Annotated in this window: 13 protein-coding genes and 1 tRNA gene; 4 read left to right on the top strand and 10 right to left on the bottom strand. The window is 70.0% G+C overall.

Annotated elements, in window-relative coordinates; translation table 11 throughout:
- Nucleotide 1 precedes the first annotated feature (1 nt).
- Together ACFCXS_RS12875 and ACFCXS_RS12870 are read right to left on the bottom strand one after the other, a co-directional pair.
- A complete protein-coding gene (locus ACFCXS_RS12875; protein ID WP_376643283.1) occupies nucleotides 2–745 on the bottom strand; it encodes a helix-turn-helix domain-containing protein in 744 nt (247 codons plus the stop codon).
- 107 nt (nucleotides 746–852) lie between these two features.
- Nucleotides 853–927, bottom strand: a tRNA-Leu gene (locus ACFCXS_RS12870).
- A gap of 102 nt (nucleotides 928–1,029) precedes the next feature.
- Here ACFCXS_RS12870 and ACFCXS_RS12865 point away from each other — a divergent pair.
- A complete protein-coding gene (locus ACFCXS_RS12865) occupies nucleotides 1,030–1,686 on the top strand; it encodes a response regulator (protein ID WP_362242409.1) in 657 nt (218 codons plus the stop codon).
- A gap of 74 nt (nucleotides 1,687–1,760) precedes the next feature.
- Here ACFCXS_RS12865 and ACFCXS_RS12860 read toward each other — a convergent pair whose 3' ends face one another.
- The 7 genes from ACFCXS_RS12860 to ACFCXS_RS12830 all read right to left on the bottom strand — a co-directional run bounded on the left by ACFCXS_RS12860 (nucleotide 1,761) and on the right by ACFCXS_RS12830 (nucleotide 11,101).
- Entirely contained in the window at nucleotides 1,761–2,477 is a 717-nt protein-coding gene (locus tag ACFCXS_RS12860) for an ABC transporter ATP-binding protein (RefSeq protein ID WP_053671307.1), read from the bottom strand.
- Nucleotides 2,474–3,337, bottom strand: a complete 864-nt coding sequence (locus tag ACFCXS_RS12855; RefSeq protein WP_376643282.1) for an ABC transporter ATP-binding protein — start codon at nucleotides 3,335–3,337, stop codon at nucleotides 2,474–2,476. The genes ACFCXS_RS12860 and ACFCXS_RS12855 overlap by 4 nt, the downstream gene beginning before the upstream one ends.
- A 4-nt stretch (nucleotides 3,338–3,341) precedes the next feature.
- Nucleotides 3,342–5,156, bottom strand: coding sequence for a branched-chain amino acid ABC transporter permease (locus ACFCXS_RS12850; RefSeq protein ID WP_376643281.1), 1,815 nt, complete (start codon nucleotides 5,154–5,156; stop codon nucleotides 3,342–3,344).
- Nucleotides 5,157–5,160: 4 nt separating this feature from the next.
- Nucleotides 5,161–6,090: a branched-chain amino acid ABC transporter permease gene (locus ACFCXS_RS12845; RefSeq protein WP_376643280.1), complete on the bottom strand. Its 930-nt coding sequence runs from the start codon at nucleotides 6,088–6,090 to the stop codon at nucleotides 5,161–5,163.
- Nucleotides 6,091–6,227: 137 nt separating this feature from the next.
- On the bottom strand, nucleotides 6,228–7,457 hold the full coding sequence (locus ACFCXS_RS12840; RefSeq protein ID WP_376643411.1) for a branched-chain amino acid ABC transporter substrate-binding protein: 1,230 nt from the start codon (nucleotides 7,455–7,457) through the stop codon (nucleotides 6,228–6,230).
- Between the two features lie 819 nt (nucleotides 7,458–8,276).
- Nucleotides 8,277–8,765 carry a hotdog fold thioesterase gene (locus tag ACFCXS_RS12835; RefSeq protein WP_358285203.1) on the bottom strand — a complete coding sequence of 163 codons (489 nt, stop codon included), beginning with the start codon at nucleotides 8,763–8,765 and terminating at the stop codon, nucleotides 8,277–8,279.
- Between the two features lie 56 nt (nucleotides 8,766–8,821).
- On the bottom strand, nucleotides 8,822–11,101 hold the full coding sequence (locus ACFCXS_RS12830) for an FdhF/YdeP family oxidoreductase (protein WP_376643279.1): 2,280 nt from the start codon (nucleotides 11,099–11,101) through the stop codon (nucleotides 8,822–8,824).
- A 356-nt stretch (nucleotides 11,102–11,457) separates the two neighbouring features.
- Here ACFCXS_RS12830 and polA point away from each other — a divergent pair, with 356 nt between their 5' ends.
- A complete protein-coding gene (gene polA, locus ACFCXS_RS12825) occupies nucleotides 11,458–14,184 on the top strand; it encodes a DNA polymerase I (protein ID WP_376643278.1) in 2,727 nt (908 codons plus the stop codon).
- 428 nt (nucleotides 14,185–14,612) lie between these two features.
- Nucleotides 14,613–15,086 carry a hypothetical protein gene (locus ACFCXS_RS12820; protein WP_376643277.1) on the top strand — a complete coding sequence of 158 codons (474 nt, stop codon included), beginning with the start codon at nucleotides 14,613–14,615 and terminating at the stop codon, nucleotides 15,084–15,086.
- On the opposite strand, the gene ACFCXS_RS12815 is transcribed toward ACFCXS_RS12820, so the two are convergent.
- On the bottom strand, nucleotides 15,055–15,912 hold the full coding sequence (locus ACFCXS_RS12815) for a DUF4184 family protein (RefSeq protein ID WP_376643276.1): 858 nt from the start codon (nucleotides 15,910–15,912) through the stop codon (nucleotides 15,055–15,057). The two genes, ACFCXS_RS12820 and ACFCXS_RS12815, sit on opposite strands and share 32 nt — an antisense overlap.
- A gap of 341 nt (nucleotides 15,913–16,253) precedes the next feature.
- Between ACFCXS_RS12815 and ACFCXS_RS12810 the strand changes: the two genes are divergently transcribed.
- Nucleotides 16,254–18,011, top strand: a complete 1,758-nt coding sequence (locus ACFCXS_RS12810) for a lytic transglycosylase domain-containing protein (protein ID WP_376643275.1) — start codon at nucleotides 16,254–16,256, stop codon at nucleotides 18,009–18,011.
- Nucleotides 18,012–18,028: the final 17 nt, after the last annotated feature.

Here is an 18,028-nt window from a genome sequence, read left to right as displayed (position 1 = left end):
GTCAGTACTTGGGGCCCACGTGGGCGTCCATGAGGGCGACTGAGGCTTTGCGGGCGACGGAGACATTGCGCGCGTTCGCCATCTTCCATTCGACGCCCACCTGGGCGAGTGCTGTGGTGAAGAGACGGATGATGTCGGCCGAGAGGTTGGTGAAGAAGTACCGGGGATATTCGTAGCGCTTCTGCTCTCCGCCGACGAGCCGGGTCGTCCAGTTGGTGATCCGGCAGCCGTCGGAGTGGATGAGCCCGCGGATGAACTCCCACGGATGCGCGTCGACGAGATCCTGTTGCCAGGATTCGAGAGTGATCAGCCGTTCGTGCTTCTTGCCTTTACCGTGCTGGGGGAAGAGGGCCGGCCAACTCCGGTAGTAGCTGGTCACCATCACGTACCCCTCCTTTTTGGCGAGGTAGACGCCTACGCCGGGACGCACCTTCGCGATGGCCTGCCGGCACTGCTCGATGAGCCCTGGCCAGGCGTCGGCGCAAGCGATCCTCAGGTAGTAGCCGCCACGCGGGTGAGCACTGATGCAACCGTCCCCGAGGTAGAGGCCCAGCAGATAGCCGTAGGCGGGTCCGTCGGCCGGTGGTCCGGGAGCCGCAGGCGCCTCGCGGGGCAATGGTTCGAGACGCTGATGCCAGGAGCGGAGGGCGGCGCGTGAGATACCCGTCTCGCGGCTCACCGAATTCAGGCTGCGGCCCTGGGCCACCAATGCGAGCGCTCGCTTGCGTGTGCTGAGGTCGTACATAGGAGTCACTGTGGAACTGTGATCGCGTCGCCACGCAGCAAAAAGCGGATGTTCACGAGAACGTGGACATCCGCTTCGAAGTGGTGACCTTGGAAACCAAGGAAAAGTGCCCCGGGTCGGACTCGAACCGACACTGTATGGGTTTTGAATCCATTGCCTGCTGCCAATTGGGCTACCGGGGCCCGGTGAATCCAAGGTTGACCTCGACCCACTGCCTGACCACCATACCGCAGCTAGGTACGCTCTTGGGAGCAGTACCGGCCTGCCCCTACCAAGGAGCCCACGTGAGTGCCCCCGAGTCGCCCCAGCCTGTTGACGTGCCTGATGAGGACAAGTCGCACGTGCCCCCGATGACGACGCGGGTCGTCATCGCCGAGGACGAGGCGCTGATCCGGCTCGATCTCAAAGAGATGCTGGAGGAGGAGGGGTACACCGTCGTCGGTGAGGCCGGTGACGGTGAGCAGGCGGTGGAGCTGGCGCGCGAGCACCGCCCCGACCTCGTCATCCTCGATGTGAAGATGCCGAAGCTGGACGGCATCTCGGCGGCGGAGAAGATCGCGGAGGAGAGCATCGCGCCGGTGCTGATGCTGACCGCGTTCTCGCAGCGCGACCTGGTGGAGCGGGCCCGGGACGCGGGCGCGATGGCGTATCTCGTGAAGCCTTTCAGCAAGACCGACGTCGTGCCGGCGATCGAGATGGCCGTCTCGCGGTTCACGGAGCTGAAGGAGCTGGAGAAGGAGGTCGCCGACCTCACGCTCCGGCTGGAGACGCGCAAGCTGGTGGACCGGGCGAAGTCGATTCTGCAGACGGAGTACGGGCTGTCGGAGCCGGCGGCGTTCCGGTGGATCCAGAAGACGTCGATGGACCGGCGGATGTCGATGCAGCAGGTCGCGGAGGCGGTCATTCAGGACGCCGACGAGAAGAAGGCCAACAAGGGCTGAAGCCCCGATGCGAGAGGCCCGCTTCCCTTCCGGACCGGAGGGGGAGCGGGCCTCTTGGCGCAGGGGCCGGGACCTCAGTCCTCGCCCAGGTACGCCTTGCGTACCGACTCGTCGTGCAGCAGGTCCTGCCCCGTCCCGGAGAGGACGATGTTGCCGACCTCCATGACGTGTCCCTGGTCGGCGAGGGAGAGTGCCGCCTGGGCGTTCTGCTCGACGAGCAGGATGGTCGTGCCCTGGGACTTGAGCTCCGAGATCGTCGCCATGATCTTCTGCATCATGATCGGGGAGAGTCCCATGGAGGGCTCGTCGAGCATGAGCAGCTTGGGCTGGGACATGAGGGCGCGTCCCATGGCGAGCATCTGCTGCTCACCGCCCGAGAGGGTTCCGGCGGCCTGCTTGCGGCGTTCCCCGAGGATGGGGAAGAGGTCGTAGGCGCGCTGGATGTCCTTCTCGATGCCGTCCTTGTCCTTGCGGAGGAACGCTCCGAGCTGGAGGTTCTCGGCGATGGTGAGGCGGGGGAAGATGTGCCGGCCTTCGGGGGAGTGGGCGAGGCCGAGGGCGACGATCTTGTGGGCGGGGACCCCGCTCAACGGCTTGCCGTCGAAGAGGATCTTTCCTGCGGTGGGCTTGAGGAGGCCCGACAGGGTGCGCAGGGTGGTGGTCTTGCCGGCGCCGTTGGTGCCGATGAGGGTGACGACCTGGCCGGCTTCGACGCTGAAGGAGATGCCCTTGACGGCTTCGATCTTGCCGTAGGAGACCCTGAGGTCTTCGACCTCGAGCAGTGCGGTCACTTGGCCTCTCCCTTGGTGCTGCTGGTGGTGCTGGTCGCGTCGGCGGCGGCTTCGGCGGCCTCGACCTCGGCGGCTTCGGCTTGGCCGGGGTCGCCTTCGAAGGGTTCGCCGAGGTAGGCGGCGATGACGCGCTCGTCGGCCTGGACGACGTCGGAGGTGCCTTCGACGAGCTTTTCGCCCTGGACGAGGACGGCGACGCGGTCGGAGAGGTTGAAGACGAAGCGCATGTCGTGCTCGATGAGCAGGACGGCGATGCCGCGGTCGCGGATGGCGAAGACGAGTTCCTCGGTGGCCCGTGTCTCCTGGGGGTTCATGCCGGCGGTGGGCTCGTCGAGGAGCAGCAGGCCGGGTTCGGAGGCCATGGCGCGGGCGATCTCGAGCTTGCGCTGTTCGCCGTAGGGGAGGTTGCGGGCGAGGTGGTCGCGCTTGTGGGCGAGGCCGATGAACTCGAGGAGTTCCATGGCGCGTTCCTCGCTGGCGCGTTCGGCCTTCTTGAAGCCGGGGCCGCGCAGGAGGGCGGACCAGAGGCCTTCCTTGGTGCGGGTGTGGCGTCCGACGAGGACGTTCTCCAGGACCGTCATGTTGGCGAACAGGCGGATGTTCTGGAAGGTGCGGGCGATGCCGGCCTGGGTGACCAGGTGGGGCTTCGGGGGGAGGACGGTGCCCTTGTAGGAGACGGTGCCCTCGGTGGGGACGTACAGGCCGGTCAGGCAGTTGAAGAAGGTGGTCTTGCCGGCGCCGTTGGGGCCGATGAGACCGACGATCTCGCCGGCGTTGACCGTGAAGTCGACGGAGCGTACGGCGGTGAGGCCGCCGAAGCGCATGGTGACGTCGCGTGCTTCGAGTACAGGTGTGGTCATGTTCTTACGCCCCCGCCTTGGTGACGGCCGGTTCGTCGGTCAGCGTGGTCTGTTTGGGTACGTCGAGTTGGCCGGTCTCGTGGAATTCGAGCTGGCGCCGGCGGTTGGCGATGATGCCTTCGGGGCGGAAGCGCATCAGGAGGATGAGTGCGATGCCGAAGGCGAGGAGCGACTTGTCCTGGAGGAAGACGAGCTTCTCGGGGAGCAGGTAGAGCAGGGCCGCGCCGAGGAGCGGTCCGGCCACGGTGCCCATGCCGCCGAGGACGACCGCGGCCAGGAGGAACGCGGAGTTGGGCGGGGTGGAGCCGGCGAACTGGTACGGCGTGGGGACGACGCTGTAGGTGACGTGGGCGCTGACGGTGCCGGCGAGGCCGGCGAGGGAGGCGCCGAGGGCGAAGGCGACGAGTTTGACGCGGAAGCCGTTGATGCCCATGGCGGTGGCGGCGGTCTCGTCCTCGCGGATGGCGATCCAGGAGCGGCCGATGCGGGAGTCCGCTGCACGCGTGTAGACCAGGACCACGATGGCCATGATGAGGACCATCAGCAGGTAGTAGTTGGCGAAGCGGCCGAGGGTGAATCCGCCGATGTCGTGGGCCTGGCCGAAGTTGAAGCCGAAGAAGTTCAGGTCGGGGATGTTGGCGATGCCGTTCGGGCCGTTGGTGACGTCGGGTCCGGAGTCGCCGTCCATGTTGTTGACGGCGATGCGGAAGATCTCTCCGAAGCCGAGGGTGACGATGGCGAGGTAGTCGCCGCGCAGTCGCAGGGTCGGGGCGCCGATGAGGACGCCGAAGACGAGGGAGGCGGCGGCGCCGGCCAGGGCGGAGGCCCAGAAGGGCAGGTGGACGCCGGAGATGGTGGAGAACTCGGAGCCGGAGACGAGCGCGGCGGTGTAGGCGCCGACGCCGAGGAAGGCGACGTATCCGAGGTCGAGGAGTCCGGCGAGGCCGACGACGATGTTGAGGCCGAGGGCGACGGTGCCGAAGATCAGGATGTTGACGCCGATGTTGGCGTAGTGGTCGTCGGTCTGGGTGAAGGGGAAGGCGATGGCCGCGGCGAAGCCCATGGCGAGGGTGAAGCTGCGGTTGGCGGCGACGAGGGCCGAGAAGCGGTCCATGAGGCCGGCGGTGTGCAGCGCCCACATGGCGAAGGTGACGACGAAGAGGTAGCCGATGAAGAGTTCGCCGTACTCGGTGTCGATGCCGTAGGTGAAGACGCCGAGGCCGATGATGGTGACCACGGTGATGACGGCCCGCTGGATCCAGGGCGCGGTGGCCTGGGCGGCGGGGATGCGGTCGGGCTTGGCGATGTAGGCCTTGAGGGCTTCCTTGGTGCCGTCGGTGCCGGTGCGCTCCTGGGGGAGGGCGAAGGCGCCGAGGACGGGCAGCAGGGAGGCGACGGCCGCGATCCAGCCACCGGGTTCGAGGTTGACGACGCCGCCGAGCTGGGCGCTGATGGCGATGACGGTGAACCAGGTGACGGTGAATCCGCCGAGTGCGTTGAGCACCAGGGGTGCGTTGTTGCGGGCGGGCAGCAGCCAGCCGAGTCCGGGGACGCCGTAGGAGGCGAGCGCGAACAGGGCGGTGAGGACACCGGCGGTGAAGGTCAGCCACTGCAGGCCACCGGGGTAGCCGTTGAAGGTGAGGTCGCCGGGGAACTCGGCGGTCCAGGTCCAGGCGAGGAACGCGGAGGCGGCGGTGGCGATGCCGCCGGCGAGCAGCAGGCCGCGGGCGGCCGATGCGGGCAGGGGTATGAGTCCACGCGGTGCGGGCGTCGGGGTGGGGGCGGCGTCCGGCACGGGCGTTTTGGTCGTCTCGGTCATGTGATCACGCCCTGTCCGCGACGCGCTCGCCGAGCAGGCCCTGTGGCCTGAAGAGGAGCACGAGGATGAGGAGGCAGAAGGCCCACACGTTGGCCCAGCTCTGGCCGCCGAGCTGCTGCATGCCGGGGATCTCGTCGATGTAGGCGGAGGCGAGGGTTTCGGCGATGCCGAGGACGATGCCGCCGAGCATGGCGCCGTAGATGTTGCCGATGCCGCCGAGGACGGCCGCGGTGAAGGCCTTGAGGCCCATCAGGAAGCCCATGCGGTAGTCGACGTTGCCGTACTTGAGTCCGTAGGCGACGGCGGCGACGGCGGCGAAGAAGCCGCCGATGGCGAAGGCGATGACGATGATGCGGTTGGTGTCGATGCCCATCAGCTGCGCGGTGTCGGGGTCCTGCGCGGTGGCCTGCATGGCGCGGCCGGTGCGGCTGCGGCGCACGAAGAGGGCGAGGGCTGCCATGCAGATGACGGCGGCGAGGATGAGGAAGATGTCGGCGTCCTTGATGGTGACGGAGCCGATGTCGTGGGTGGCGTCGAGGCCGGGGAAGGCGCGGGCGCGGTCGGCGCCGGGGTAGAAGTTGCGCACGACCTCCTGGAGGGCCAGGGAGAGGCCGATGGCTGTGATGAGGGGCGCCAGGCGTGGGGCTCCGCGCAGGGGGCGGTAGGCGAACCGTTCCGCTCCGACGGCGATGAGGATGGCCACGAGGGCGCCGCCGATGAGCATCATCGGTACGGCGATGGCCATCGAGGTGCCGTCGGGGAGGATGTAGAAGTAGACCGTGAGGGCGCCGAAGGCCCCGGTCATGAAGATCTCGCCGTGCGCGAAGTTGATGAGCTGGACGATGCCGTACACCATCGTGTAGCCGATGGCAATCAGCCCGTACATCGAGCCGAGAAGCAGCCCGTTGGCCAGCTGCTGCGGCAGGGTGTTCACCGCATGGCCTCCATGTCGCTGGTGGTCGTGTGCACTGGATGTGTGCGTGGTCAGGTGCTGTGGGGGTGTGGAAACGGGCCGCGCGGTCGGGGTCCTCCTTCCGCGCGGCCCGTGGTGCGGCGTTGTGGCGGGCCGTGTTACTTCAGGTCGGCGGTGCCGGTCTCCACGTCCTTCCAGGCACCCTTTTCGACCTGGTAGACCGTCAGCTGCTTGTTGGTGGTGTCGCCGTACTGGTCGAAGGAGATCTTGCCGGTGAGGCCTTCGAAGTCGGACTTCTGGACACCGTCGACGACCTTGGAGCGCAGGTCGTTGATGTCGGTGGGCACCTTGCCGCCGTTGGCGTCGGCCGCGGCCTTGACGGCCTTGATGATGGCGGTGGTGGCGTCGTAGGCGTAGGCGCCGTACGCGCCGTAGTCGCCCTTGTAACCCTTGTCCTTGTACGTCTGGATGAACGTCTTGGCCGCGGGCAGGGTGTCGGCGGGGACACCGATGGCGGTGGCGAGGTCACCCTCGGAGGACTTGCCGGCGGCCTCGATGTAGGTCGAGGCGAACATGCCGTCGCCGCCGAACAGCGGGATCTTGACGCCGGCGTCCTTGAGCTGCTTGGTGATCAGCGCGGACTCGTCGTACTGGCCGCCGTAGTAGAGCAGGTCGGCACCGGAGTTCTTGATCTTCGTGACGAGGGAGCCGAAGTCCTTGTCACCGGTGTTGACGTGGTCGCTGCCGACGACCTTGCCGCCGAGCTTCTTGTACTGCTCGTTGAAGATCTTCGCGAGGCCGGCGCCGTAGGTCTGCTTGTCGTCGACGACGAAGGCCTTCTTCTTCTTGAGGCCGTTGTACGCGTAGCCGGCGGCGAAGCTGCCCTGCAGTTCGTCCGTGGTGGCGGTACGGAAGTAGGTCTTGAAGGGACGCTTCTTGTCCGTCTGCCAGTTCTTGCCCTGGGTGAGCTCGGGGGCGGTGTTCGCCGGGGAGATCTGGACCATGTTGGCCGAGGCGAAGACCTGCTGCATCGTCTGGGCGACGCCGGAGTTCAGCGGGCCGACGGCGCCGACGGCGGTCTTGTCGCCGACGATGCTGGTGGCGTTGGACTGGCCGGTGGCGGGCTGCGCCTTGTCGTCCAGGGCCGTGAGCTTGAACTTCACGCCCGGGACCCAGTTGTTCTTGTTGGCGTCGTCGACGGCGATCTGGGCGCCGTACTGGATGCCGAGGCCGGTGGTGGAGTTCTCACCGGAGAGGGGGGCGTCGACGCCGATGGTCAGCGTGGTGCCGCTCCCGTTGTCTCCGCCCTTGTCACCGCTGTCGTCTCGGGAACCGCAGGCGGTGAGAGTCAGAGCCCCGGTCGTGAGAACGGAGGTAAGAATCACCAAGGAACGCTGTCGCACAATCAGTCCTTTCACAGGCAGGCCCCGCCCTGGTCGGGGGGTGAGTGCCGCGCTGGTACCGAACTCCCGATGGAGCGGTGACTGGCCGTGACTCTAAGCCCGGGGTAAGGGCAGGGTCAGCGGCGCGGGCTCGCTTGTGACTTTCTTGTTATGACGGGGTGGATGTCCGGTCTCCGTGGCGGACCCTCTCGGCGGGTTTGGTCGATTTTCGCCGAGGTCCGCATTCTGAGAACCCGCACTTCCGGTTGGCCATGGCTGAGATCGCGCGGTTGCCGGAATGCATGCGCGCCCAACAAGATCGGAAAGGTTCCGGGGAGTTGAGCCGGCCCAGGGCGAGGCCGCGGCGTTGTATTGCGCGCGCGTTACGGAGTGTCACGACGGGAATTGCGTGGTCTATACACGGGAAACTCGAGCGCTTTCGGAATCCGCGAATTTCCACGGGATGCGACGAGTCGCTCACCGGACCGGGACCGCGCGTGACACGCTGCGGGGGACGGTGAGGTGGCGGTTGAGGCGCCGGAGTCGAACCCGCCCGCAGGCGCCGCGGGTTGAGCGGCTCGGCGGGGACGGTGTTGTCCGAGTGGGGGGTTGGAGGGCCGCCCGTGCCCGGCCGGCCCTCGGCGCGGACCCGGCCGTGGGGGCAAGCGCATTACCCGGAGGGCGGTCGCGGCGAGAGCGCGCCCGCCCCCTCAGGGTTTCGCTGCGTCGGTGAGGACGTCGGTGAGGACGTCGGTGAGACGTCGGTGAGGACGCCGGTAGATGCGTCGGTCGATGTGCCGGTCCGTGCGCGGGTCCGTGTGCGGGTCAGTTCGCGCCGCGGATGAGTTCCTCGTCGCCCGGCTTGACGTCGCGCAGAAGGCAGGTGAGCCGCGCCGTGCACACCCTTTTGCCGTTTTCGTCCGTGATGACGATTTCGTACGTGGCGGTCGACCGCCCTCGGTGCACGGGCGTGGCCACACCGGTGACCAGCCCGGAGCGCACCCCGCGGTGGTGGGTGCAGTTCAGGTCGACACCCACGGCGATCTTGGAGCTGCCGCCGTGCAGCATCGACCCGATCGAGCCCAGGGTCTCGGCCAGCACCGCGGAGGCCCCGCCGTGCAGCAGCCCGTAGGGCTGGGTGTTGCCCTCCACCGGCATGGTCCCGACGACCCGGTCCGCCGACGCCTCGGAGATCTGGACCCCCATCCGGTTCCCGAGGTGGCCCGCGGAGAACAGGGCCAGGAGGTCCACGCCGAGCGCGGCGTACTCGTCGATGACCTCTTGCGGGAACTTCACATGCTGCTGCTCACCCATCGGGCCCTGCTCCGTTCGTCCTCGTCACTCGGCTGCCTGTTTCACTGAGCGAACGCTCAGTCGGTCGCCGATTGTTCCAGACGCACCACCACGGACTTGCTGGCCGGGGTGTTGCTGGTGTCCGCCGTGGCGTCCAGCGGCACCAGCACGTTGGTCTCCGGGTAGTACGCGGCCGCACAGCCCCGGGCCGTCGGATAGTGCACGACACGGAAACCGGGTGCCCGGCGCTCCACGCCGTCCTTCCACTCGCCGACCAGGTCGACGTACGACCCGTCCGCCAGCTTCAGGGTCAGCGCGTCCTCGGGGTGGACCAGCACCACCCGGCGGCCGTTCCTGATACCCCGGTAACGGTCGTCGAGGCCGTAGATCGTGGTGTTGTACTGGTCGTGCGAGCGCAGCGTCTGCAGCAGCAGGCGGCCCTCGGGCAGCTCCGGGTACTCCACGGGCGCGGCGGTGAAGTTGGCCTTGCCGGTGGCCGTGGGGAAGCGGCGCTCGTCGCGCGGGGCATGGGGGAGCGCGAAGCCTCCGGGGCGGGCCACGCGGGCGTTGAAGTCCTCGAAGCCCGGGATCACGCGCGCGATGCGGTCCCGGATCGTCGCGTAGTCCTTCTCGAACTCCTCCCACGGGGTGCGGCTGTCCTCGCCCAGCACGCGGCGGGCCAGCCGGCTGACGATGGCCGGCTCCGACAGCAGATGCCGGCTCGCGGGCTCCAGTCGCCCCCGGGAGGCGTGCACCATGCCCATCGAGTCCTCGACCGTCACGAACTGCTCGCCGCCGCCCTGCAGATCGCGCTCGGTGCGGCCCAGTGTCGGCAGGATCAGGGCACGCGCGCCCGTGACCACGTGCGAGCGGTTCAGCTTCGTCGACACGTGCACGGTCAGCCGGGCCCGTCGCATGGCCGCCTCGGTGACGTCCGTGTCGGGGGACGCCGAGACGAAGTTGCCGCCCATGGCGAAGAAGACCTTCGCCTCGCCGTCGCGCAGGGCGCCGATGGCGCGCACGACGTCGTAGCCGTGCTCACGCGGGGGCGCGAAGCCGAACTCCTTCTCCAGGGCGTCCAGGAACGCCGGGGCGGGCCGCTCGAAGATGCCCATCGTGCGGTCGCCCTGCACGTTCGAATGGCCGCGCACGGGGCACACGCCCGCGCCCGGGCGGCCGATGTTGCCGCGCAGCAGCAGGAAGTTGACGACCTCCCGGATCGTGGGGACGGAGTGCTTGTGCTGGGTGAGGCCCATCGCCCAGCACACGATGGTGCGCTGCGAGCCGAGAACCATCCCCAGGGCCTTCTCGATCTCCCCCCGGGTCAGGCCGGTCGCCGTGAGCGTCTCGTCCCAGTCGGCGGCGCGGGCGGTCTCGGCGAACTCCTCGTAGCCGTGCGTGTGCTCCCGCACGAACGCCTCGTCGACCGCGCCGTCCGTCTCCAGGATCAGCTTGTTCAGCAGGCGGAACAGGGCCTGGTCGCCGCCGATGCGGATCTGCAGGAACAGGTCCGTGAGCGCGGCGCCCTTGACCATGCCCTGCGGGGTCTGCGGGTTCTTGAAGCGCTCCAGCCCCGCCTCCGGCAGCGGGTTGACGCTGATGATCTGAGCGCCGTTGTCCTTGGCCTTCTCCAGCGCCGACAGCATGCGCGGGTGGTTCGTCCCCGGGTTCTGCCCGGCGACGATGATCAGGTCGGCCTTGTAGAGGTCCTCCAGCAGGACGCTGCCCTTGCCGATGCCGATCGTCTCCGCCAGGGCCGAACCGGACGACTCGTGGCACATGTTGGAGCAGTCGGGCAGGTTGTTCGTGCCGAGCTCGCGCGCGAACAGCTGGTAGAGGAACGCGGCCTCGTTGCTGGTGCGGCCGGAGGTGTAGAAGACGGCCTCGTCCGCAGAGGCGAGCGCGTCGATCTCCTCGCCGATGATGTCGAAGGCCCGCTCCCAGGTGACCGGCTCGTAGTGCGAGCCCCCCTCGGGGAGGTACATGGGGTGGGTGAGCCGGCCCTGCTGTCCCAGCCAGTAGCCGCTGCGGCCGGCCAGGTCGGCGACCGGGTGCGCGGCGAAGAACTCGGGCGTGACCCGGCGCAGGGTGGCCTCCTCCGCCACGGCCTTCGCGCCGTTCTCGCAGAACTCCGCCCGGTGCCGGTGCTCCGGCTCGGGCCAGGCGCAGCCGGGGCAGTCGAAGCCGTCCTTCTGGTTCACGCTCAGCAGTGTCAGCGCGGTGCGCTTCACGCCCATCTGCTGCTGGGCGATCCGCAGCGTGTGCCCGATCGCCGGGAGCCCGGCGGCCGCGTGCTTCGGCCCGGCGACCTGCGGCGCGTCCTGGACCGGATCACCCTTGGGCGGCTTCGACGCCATCGCACACTCCCCTTCGACTGCGCTGTGAGGTAAGCCTCCGAATCCTCGCACGCGGGGGTGACAGCGGTTGCGGGCGGGCCGGGCGGGTGCGGACGGGCGGGGCGGGTGCGGACGGCAGTCGTGGGCATGCCGGGCGGGGACCCCGCAGGCACGGGGCGGGCGGGGCGTCGGCGGTACGGGGCGCGGGGGCGTCGGCGGCACGGGGGCCGACGGCGGGGGCGCGCTGTCCCCGCCCGGTACGCCTCCCCCCCCCGGCCGCCCGTAGGGCCAAGCGCGGTGTCCCCGCCCGGTACGCCCGAGCCCGCCACCCGCGGGGCCGGGGCGGAGTGTCAGTGGGGCGTGGCAGGATCGAGGGCGTGGCAGAGACAGCAGCGAAGACGACCGACCAGACCTCCGGCGGCAGCCGGCCGCGACTGATGCTCATGGACGGGCACTCGCTGGCCTACCGCGCGTTCTTCGCGCTGCCCGCGGAGAACTTCACCACCGCGACGGGCCAGCCGACCAACGCGATCTACGGCTTCGCGTCGATGCTCGCCAACACGCTGCGCGACGAGGCGCCCACGCACTTCGCGGTCGCCTTCGACGTCTCCCGCAAGACCTGGCGCTCCCAGGAGTTCACGGAGTACAAGGCGAACCGCTCCAAGACCCCCGACGAGTTCAAGGGCCAGGTCGAGCTGATCGGCGAGCTCCTGGACGCGATGGGCGCCCAGCGCTTCGCGGTGGACGGCTTCGAGGCGGACGACGTCATCGCCACGCTCGCCACCCAGGCCGAGGCCGAGGGCTTCGAGGTGCTGATCGTCACCGGCGACCGGGACAGCTTCCAGCTGGTCAGCGAGCACACCACGGTGCTGTACCCGACCAAGGGCGTCTCCGAGCTGACCCGCTTCACCCCGGAGAAGGTGTTCGAGAAGTACGGGTTGACGCCCGCGCAGTACCCCGACTTCGCGGCCCTGCGCGGCGACCCCTCCGACAACCTCCCCGGCATCCCCGGCGTCGGTGAGAAGACCGCCGCGAAGTGGATCAACCAGTTCGGCTCGTTCGCCGAGCTCGTCGAGCGGGTCGAGGAGGTCAAGGGCAAGGCCGGCCAGAACCTCCGCGACCACCTGGAGTCCGTGAAGCTCAACCGCCGGCTCACCGAGCTGGAGCGGCAGGTGGAGCTGCCCAAGGGGGTCACCGACCTGGAGCGCCCGGCCTACGACCGCAAGGCCGTCGCGATGCTCCTGGACACCCTGGAGATCCGTAACCCGTCGCTGCGCGAGCGGCTCTTCGCCGTCGACCCGGGCGCCGAGGAGGCCGAGACCACCCCGGTCAGCGCCGAGGGCGTGGAGCTGGACGGCGCGGTGCTCGGCACCGGCGAGCTGCCCGCCTGGCTCACCGAGCACGGCACCCGGCCCCTCGGCATCGCCACGGTCGACACGTGGGCCCTCGGCACCGGCTCAGTCGCCGAGGTCGCCCTCGCCGCGTCCGGAGGGCCCGCTGCCTGGTTCGACCCCTCCCAGCTGGACGAGGCCGACGAGCAGGCCTTCGCGGCCTGGCTCGCCGACGCCGGGCGGCCCAAGGTCTTCCACAACGCCAAGGGCGCCATGCGCGTCTTCGCCGAGCACGGCTGGAGCGTCGAGGGCGTCACCATGGACACGGCCCTGGCCGCGTACCTGGTCAAGCCGGGCCGCCGCTCCTTCGACCTGGACGCGCTGTCCCTGGAGTACCTGCACCGCGAGCTGACCCCCGCCGCCGCGGCGGACGGCCAGCTCGCCTTCGGTGCGGACGACGCCGCCGAGGCCGAGGCCCTGATGATCCAGGCCCGGGCCGTGCTCGACCTGGGCCAGGCCTTCGAGAACCGTCTGGAGGAGGTCGGCGCCGCCGACCTGCTGCGCGACATGGAGCTGCCCACGTCCGCGCTGCTCGCCCGCATGGAGCGGCACGGCATCGCGGCCGACCGGTCCCACCTGGAGGCCATGGAGCAGATGTTCGCCGGTGCCGTCCAGCAGGCGGTCAAGGAGGCCCACGCGGCTGCCGGGCACGAGTTCAACCTGGGCTCGCCCAAGCAGCTCCAGGAGGTCCTCTTCGGCGAGCTGGCCCTGCCCAAGACCAAGCGCACCAAGACCGGCTACACCACGGACGCCGACGCCCTCGCCTGGCTCGCCACGCAGACGGACAACGAGCTCCCGGTGATCATGCTCCGACACCGCGAGCAGGCCAAGCTCCGCGTGACCGTCGAGGGCCTGATCAAGACGATCGCCGCGGACGGCCGCATCCACACCACGTTCAACCAGACCGTCGCCGCGACCGGCCGCCTGTCCTCGACCGACCCGAACCTGCAGAACATCCCGGTCCGCACCGACGAGGGCCGTGCCATTCGCCGCGGCTTCGTCGTCGGCGAGGGGTTCGAGTCGCTGATGACGGCCGACTACAGCCAGATCGAGCTGCGCGTGATGGCCCACCTCTCCGAGGACGAGGGCCTGATCGAGGCGTTCACCTCCGGCGAGGACCTGCACACCACGGCCGCCGCCCAGGTCTTCGCGGTCGAGCCGACCGCGGTGGACGCCGAGATGCGCCGCAAGATCAAGGCCATGTCGTACGGCCTGGCCTACGGACTGTCCGCCTTCGGCCTCTCCCAGCAGCTGAACATCGAGGCGGCCGAGGCCCGCGCCCTGATGGACGCGTACTTCGAGCGGTTCGGCGGCGTACGGGACTACCTGCGGCGGGCGGTCGACGAGGCCCGGGCGACGGGCTACACGGCGACGCTCTTCGGACGCCGCCGCTACCTCCCCGACCTCAACAGCGACAACCGCCAGCGCCGTGAGGCCGCCGAGCGGATGGCCCTCAACGCGCCCATCCAGGGCACCGCGGCCGACATCGTCAAGATCGCCATGCTCAAGGTCGGCGACGCCCTGAAGGACGCCGGTCTCGCCTCTCGCATGCTCCTCCAGGTCCACGACGAAATCGTGCTGGAGATCGCCCCCGGGGAGCGGCCCGCCGCCGAGGAACTGGTCCGCAGGGAAATGGCGAACGCCGTCGGCCTCCGCGTGCCCCTGGGCGTCTCGGTGGGCTCCGGTGCGGACTGGGAGTCGGCAGCACACTAGGCGCTGCGCGGCTCGGCCGGGGGAGGTGCGAGGGGCCCGGGCAGGATCCGAGGGGATGACGGGACAGGGCGGCCGGACGGTAACCCACCCGTCAGGTCCTGCCTCGGCAGTCACCCGTCTGTCAGGTCCTGCCTCGGACAGTCACCCGTCTGTCAGGTCCTGCCTCGGACAGTCACCCGTCTGTCAGGTCCTGCCTCGGCCGGGGCGCCCGGGGTGCTGCTTGGGCAGGGGCTCGCGAGGCCGTCCTGGGCGGGGCTTCGCGGGGTCCGTCCCGAGGCGGGTGCCCGGGGGTCCGGCCACCCGCCTGCTCAGCCCACCGGCCCAGCCCACCGGCCCAGCCCGCCCGCCGAGCCTCTCCCACGGAAACCGTCACTCGCGTGGCCCCCGAGAAGGCGCCCCCGCCCCCGCCGGTCGCAAAGATGCGGGGCATGGGTATACGCACGTTCCTCAGTCGCACGGGCCCGGACATGGCACCGCAGCCGGTCCCGGCGTTCGAGGCCGCCGCGAGTACGGTTCGCGTCCCCGCCACCTTCGGCTCGGCCCTGCGCCACGCGACGGCCGGCCTCCGGCAGCGCCTGGCAGCCGGCGGACGACGGTCCGCCATCTCCGTACCTTCCGTTCCCTCCGGCTCCTCCGCCGACCTTGCCGCCACCACTGCTCTCCCGGGGGAAGGCGGACTGAGCGCCGCTCCTGCCCTCGCCGGCGTCGACGAGGTCCGGCTCCCCGGCACACCCGGCACTCAGGGCAACGCCTCCCGGCCCTGGGCCCGGTTGGCCCGCGACTGCCTGACCCTCGTCCTCACGCTGCTCCCACGTCCTCGCCCCGCGCACACCACCATCACCGTGTACATCACGACGACCGACGGCGTCGTCAGCGAGCGGCCGGGCGGCTCGGCTCCGTAGCCGCTGCAGGGGCGGGATCGACAGGGACCGCGGCCGGACGCCGCACACGAACCCCCACGGCGTAGAGCAGCAGCGCCGGGACGAGTCCCGCGCCCGCACCGAAGCACACCGTCGGAATGATCTCCCACGGCTTCGCGGCCGAGCCCCAGTACGCCCACCACCGCGACGCCCGCTGCACCGCACCCACCACCGCGAAGCCGCAGATCACGGCGGCGGCAGCCCACTTGTCCCGCACCGCCAGCACAGGGACCCCCACCGGCTCGCCCACCGGCGCCCGCCGCAGCGCGTGCGCCACGAACACGGCGATCACGACCGCGGCCACCGCCGAACCGCCGTACTGCAGGTACCAGTACAGCGGTGAGCCCGCCACCTCCCGGCCCAGCACCGGGAGCAGCCGCATCCCCCACCGGTCGAGATGCGTGAACGCGTCCCACACCACATGGGTCGCCGCGCCGAGCACCGCGGACCCGTACCACCGCGCCACGAGCGACGGCCGCACCCGCGCGCGTGGCGCCCCGCACCGCAGCAGGGCCGCCACCCGCCCCTGCCGGGCCCGCGGCAGCAACGCGACGAGCGGCTCACGCACCAGCACCCACAACCCCACCAGCGCCCAGGCGATGAGCACATCGACCGTGAACACACCCGGGAACCCGTGCGTGACGTCACCGAACTCCATCGCCCCGGAGAACACACTTGCCGCGTAATAGGTCATGTCGGGCGCGAAGGATCCCGCCACGAGCACGGCGGGCACGAGCGGGCCCCGGCCGGTGCCGTCGGTGCGGACGGCGGGCAGGACGGCTGCCGCATGGCTCAGCGTGAACGGCAACTCGGCTCCTCGCGAAGGTCGTTGCACCAAGGTACGGGGCGCCCGGTGGTGGGTGGCCCAGTATGCGGGACGCCGCTCTGCCGACGACGTCACGAGTGCACATGACCAACTGGTGAAAAACGGTCACGAACGGGTGCCCGGGCAAAAGAAGTTGTCGTAGGGTCGCCAGAGTCGTCGCGCGGGGAGCGCGTCGAATGCGAGACGGCGGTAAAGAACAGAGCGCGCACGAGAACAGAGTTGTGACCGTCGGAGGGCAACCCCTCGGGCGGTTGGATCGTCACAACAGGGCGAACACTGCAGACGTAGACGGACGCTCGGGCGTCCACGGGAGGGGTTCCTCTATGGCGGCGCAATTCGGCAGGAGGCTGCGCAAGGGGGCCGCGACGACGGCCGTGGCCGCGGTGGCGGTCGCGGCTCTGTCCGCCTCCCAGGCTCCGGGCGTGAACGACCACGGCAGACAGACCGCCGCCGACGCCCTGCCCTCCCCCGAAGCGAGTGCCTCCCACGGCAGCGCCACCGGCAACTCGCCGTACTACACGGACCTGCCCCCGCTGAAGAGCCCGAACCCGTCACCGACCACGGGCCCCGGCCCCGGCGGCACGGGCACGACGGAAGCCGGCATTCCCGCGACCGTCCTCGACGCCTACAAGAAGGCGGAGGCCGCGCTGCGCGAGGCCAAGCCCGGCTGCAACCTGCCCTGGCAACTCCTCGCGGCGATCGGCCGGGTGGAGTCGGGGCAGGCGCGCGGCGGCCGCGTCGACGCCGGCGGCACCACCATCAAGAAGATCCTGGGCCCGGAGCTCGACGGCAACGGCTTCGCCCTCATCAAGGACACCGACGACGGCGCGTACGACGGCAACAGCAAGTACGACCAGGCCGTCGGCCCCATGCAGTTCATCCCCTCCACCTGGGCCTGGGCCGGTCGCGACGGCAACGCCGACGGCAAGAAGGACCCCAACAACGTCTACGACGCCGCGCTCGCCGCCGGCCACTACCTGTGCCGCAACGACTGGGACCTGTCCCAGCAGGGCGACCTCGACCGGGCGATCCTCAGCTACAACAACTCGCGGGACTACCTCAACCTGGTCATGAGGTGGCTGGAGTACTACCGCAAGGGCACCCACGAGGTCCCGGACGGCACGGGCACGCTGCCCGGCAACCGCAGCGACGACGGCGCCGGCGCGAGCCCGACGCCCACCACGCCGGGCGTCACCGCACCGGGCACCACCACTCCAGGCAGCCCGGCGCCCAAGCCCAGTCCGAAACCCGAGGGGCCCCAGAAGCCGGGCGGTGGCGGTGCGACGACCCCGAAGCCGCCCACCACGCCGCCCGCCGAGCCCCCGTCGACGCCGCCCACGGCACCCCCCACCCCCACCGACACGGTGGACCACCTGGAGGACGCCGGCACCGGAAAACTCACCGCCATGGCCGGGGACGCGTTCGACCGGCGGATCAGCACCCGCGCCGAGACCGAGGCGGGCAAGGCCGTCGCCAAGGTCAGGGTGCGCTTCACCATCGTCGGTGACACGGACACCACGTTCACAGGCGGCGAGAGCGTGGCCACGGTCGCCACCAACAGCTCCGGCGTGGCCGTGGCGCCCGCCCTCGATGCGGGCGAGAAGACCGGCACCGTCACCGTCCGGGCCACCGTGGTGGGACGTGCCCTCCCGGGGCTCGACTACAAGGCCACCGTGACCGAGCGCGCGGCCGACGCCCTCGTCCGTACCGGGGACGCCGCGCTGGCCTGTGCCCCCGGCGGCGAGTTCGCCGACCGGGTCGAGGTGAAGGCCACCTACAAGGGCGCCGTCGCCGACGGCGTCGCGGCCACCGCCACGCTGATCAAGTCGGCGGACGACCCGACCGCCAACGCCAAGGGCCCCTACTTCAAGGACGCCGACGGCAAGACCGTCCGCACCCTCACGGGTCTGAAGACGGACGCCAAGGGCCTGCTGAAGCTGCCCGAGCTGTACGCCGACGACACGACCGGCACGTTCCTGCTCCGCATCACCACGGCAGGCGGGGCGACGCTCACGGTGGAACTGACCGTGGCCGCGGCCGAGACGTCCTCGCCGAGCCCGTCGGCCTCCCCGAGCGCGTAGCTCTCGAGTACGACGGA

The sequence above is a fragment of the Streptomyces sp. NPDC056373 genome, assembly GCF_042262425.1.
In the GTDB taxonomy this organism is placed as follows: Bacteria; Actinomycetota; Actinomycetes; order Streptomycetales; family Streptomycetaceae; genus Streptomyces.
This window is presented reverse-complemented; position numbering and strand designations above follow the sequence as displayed.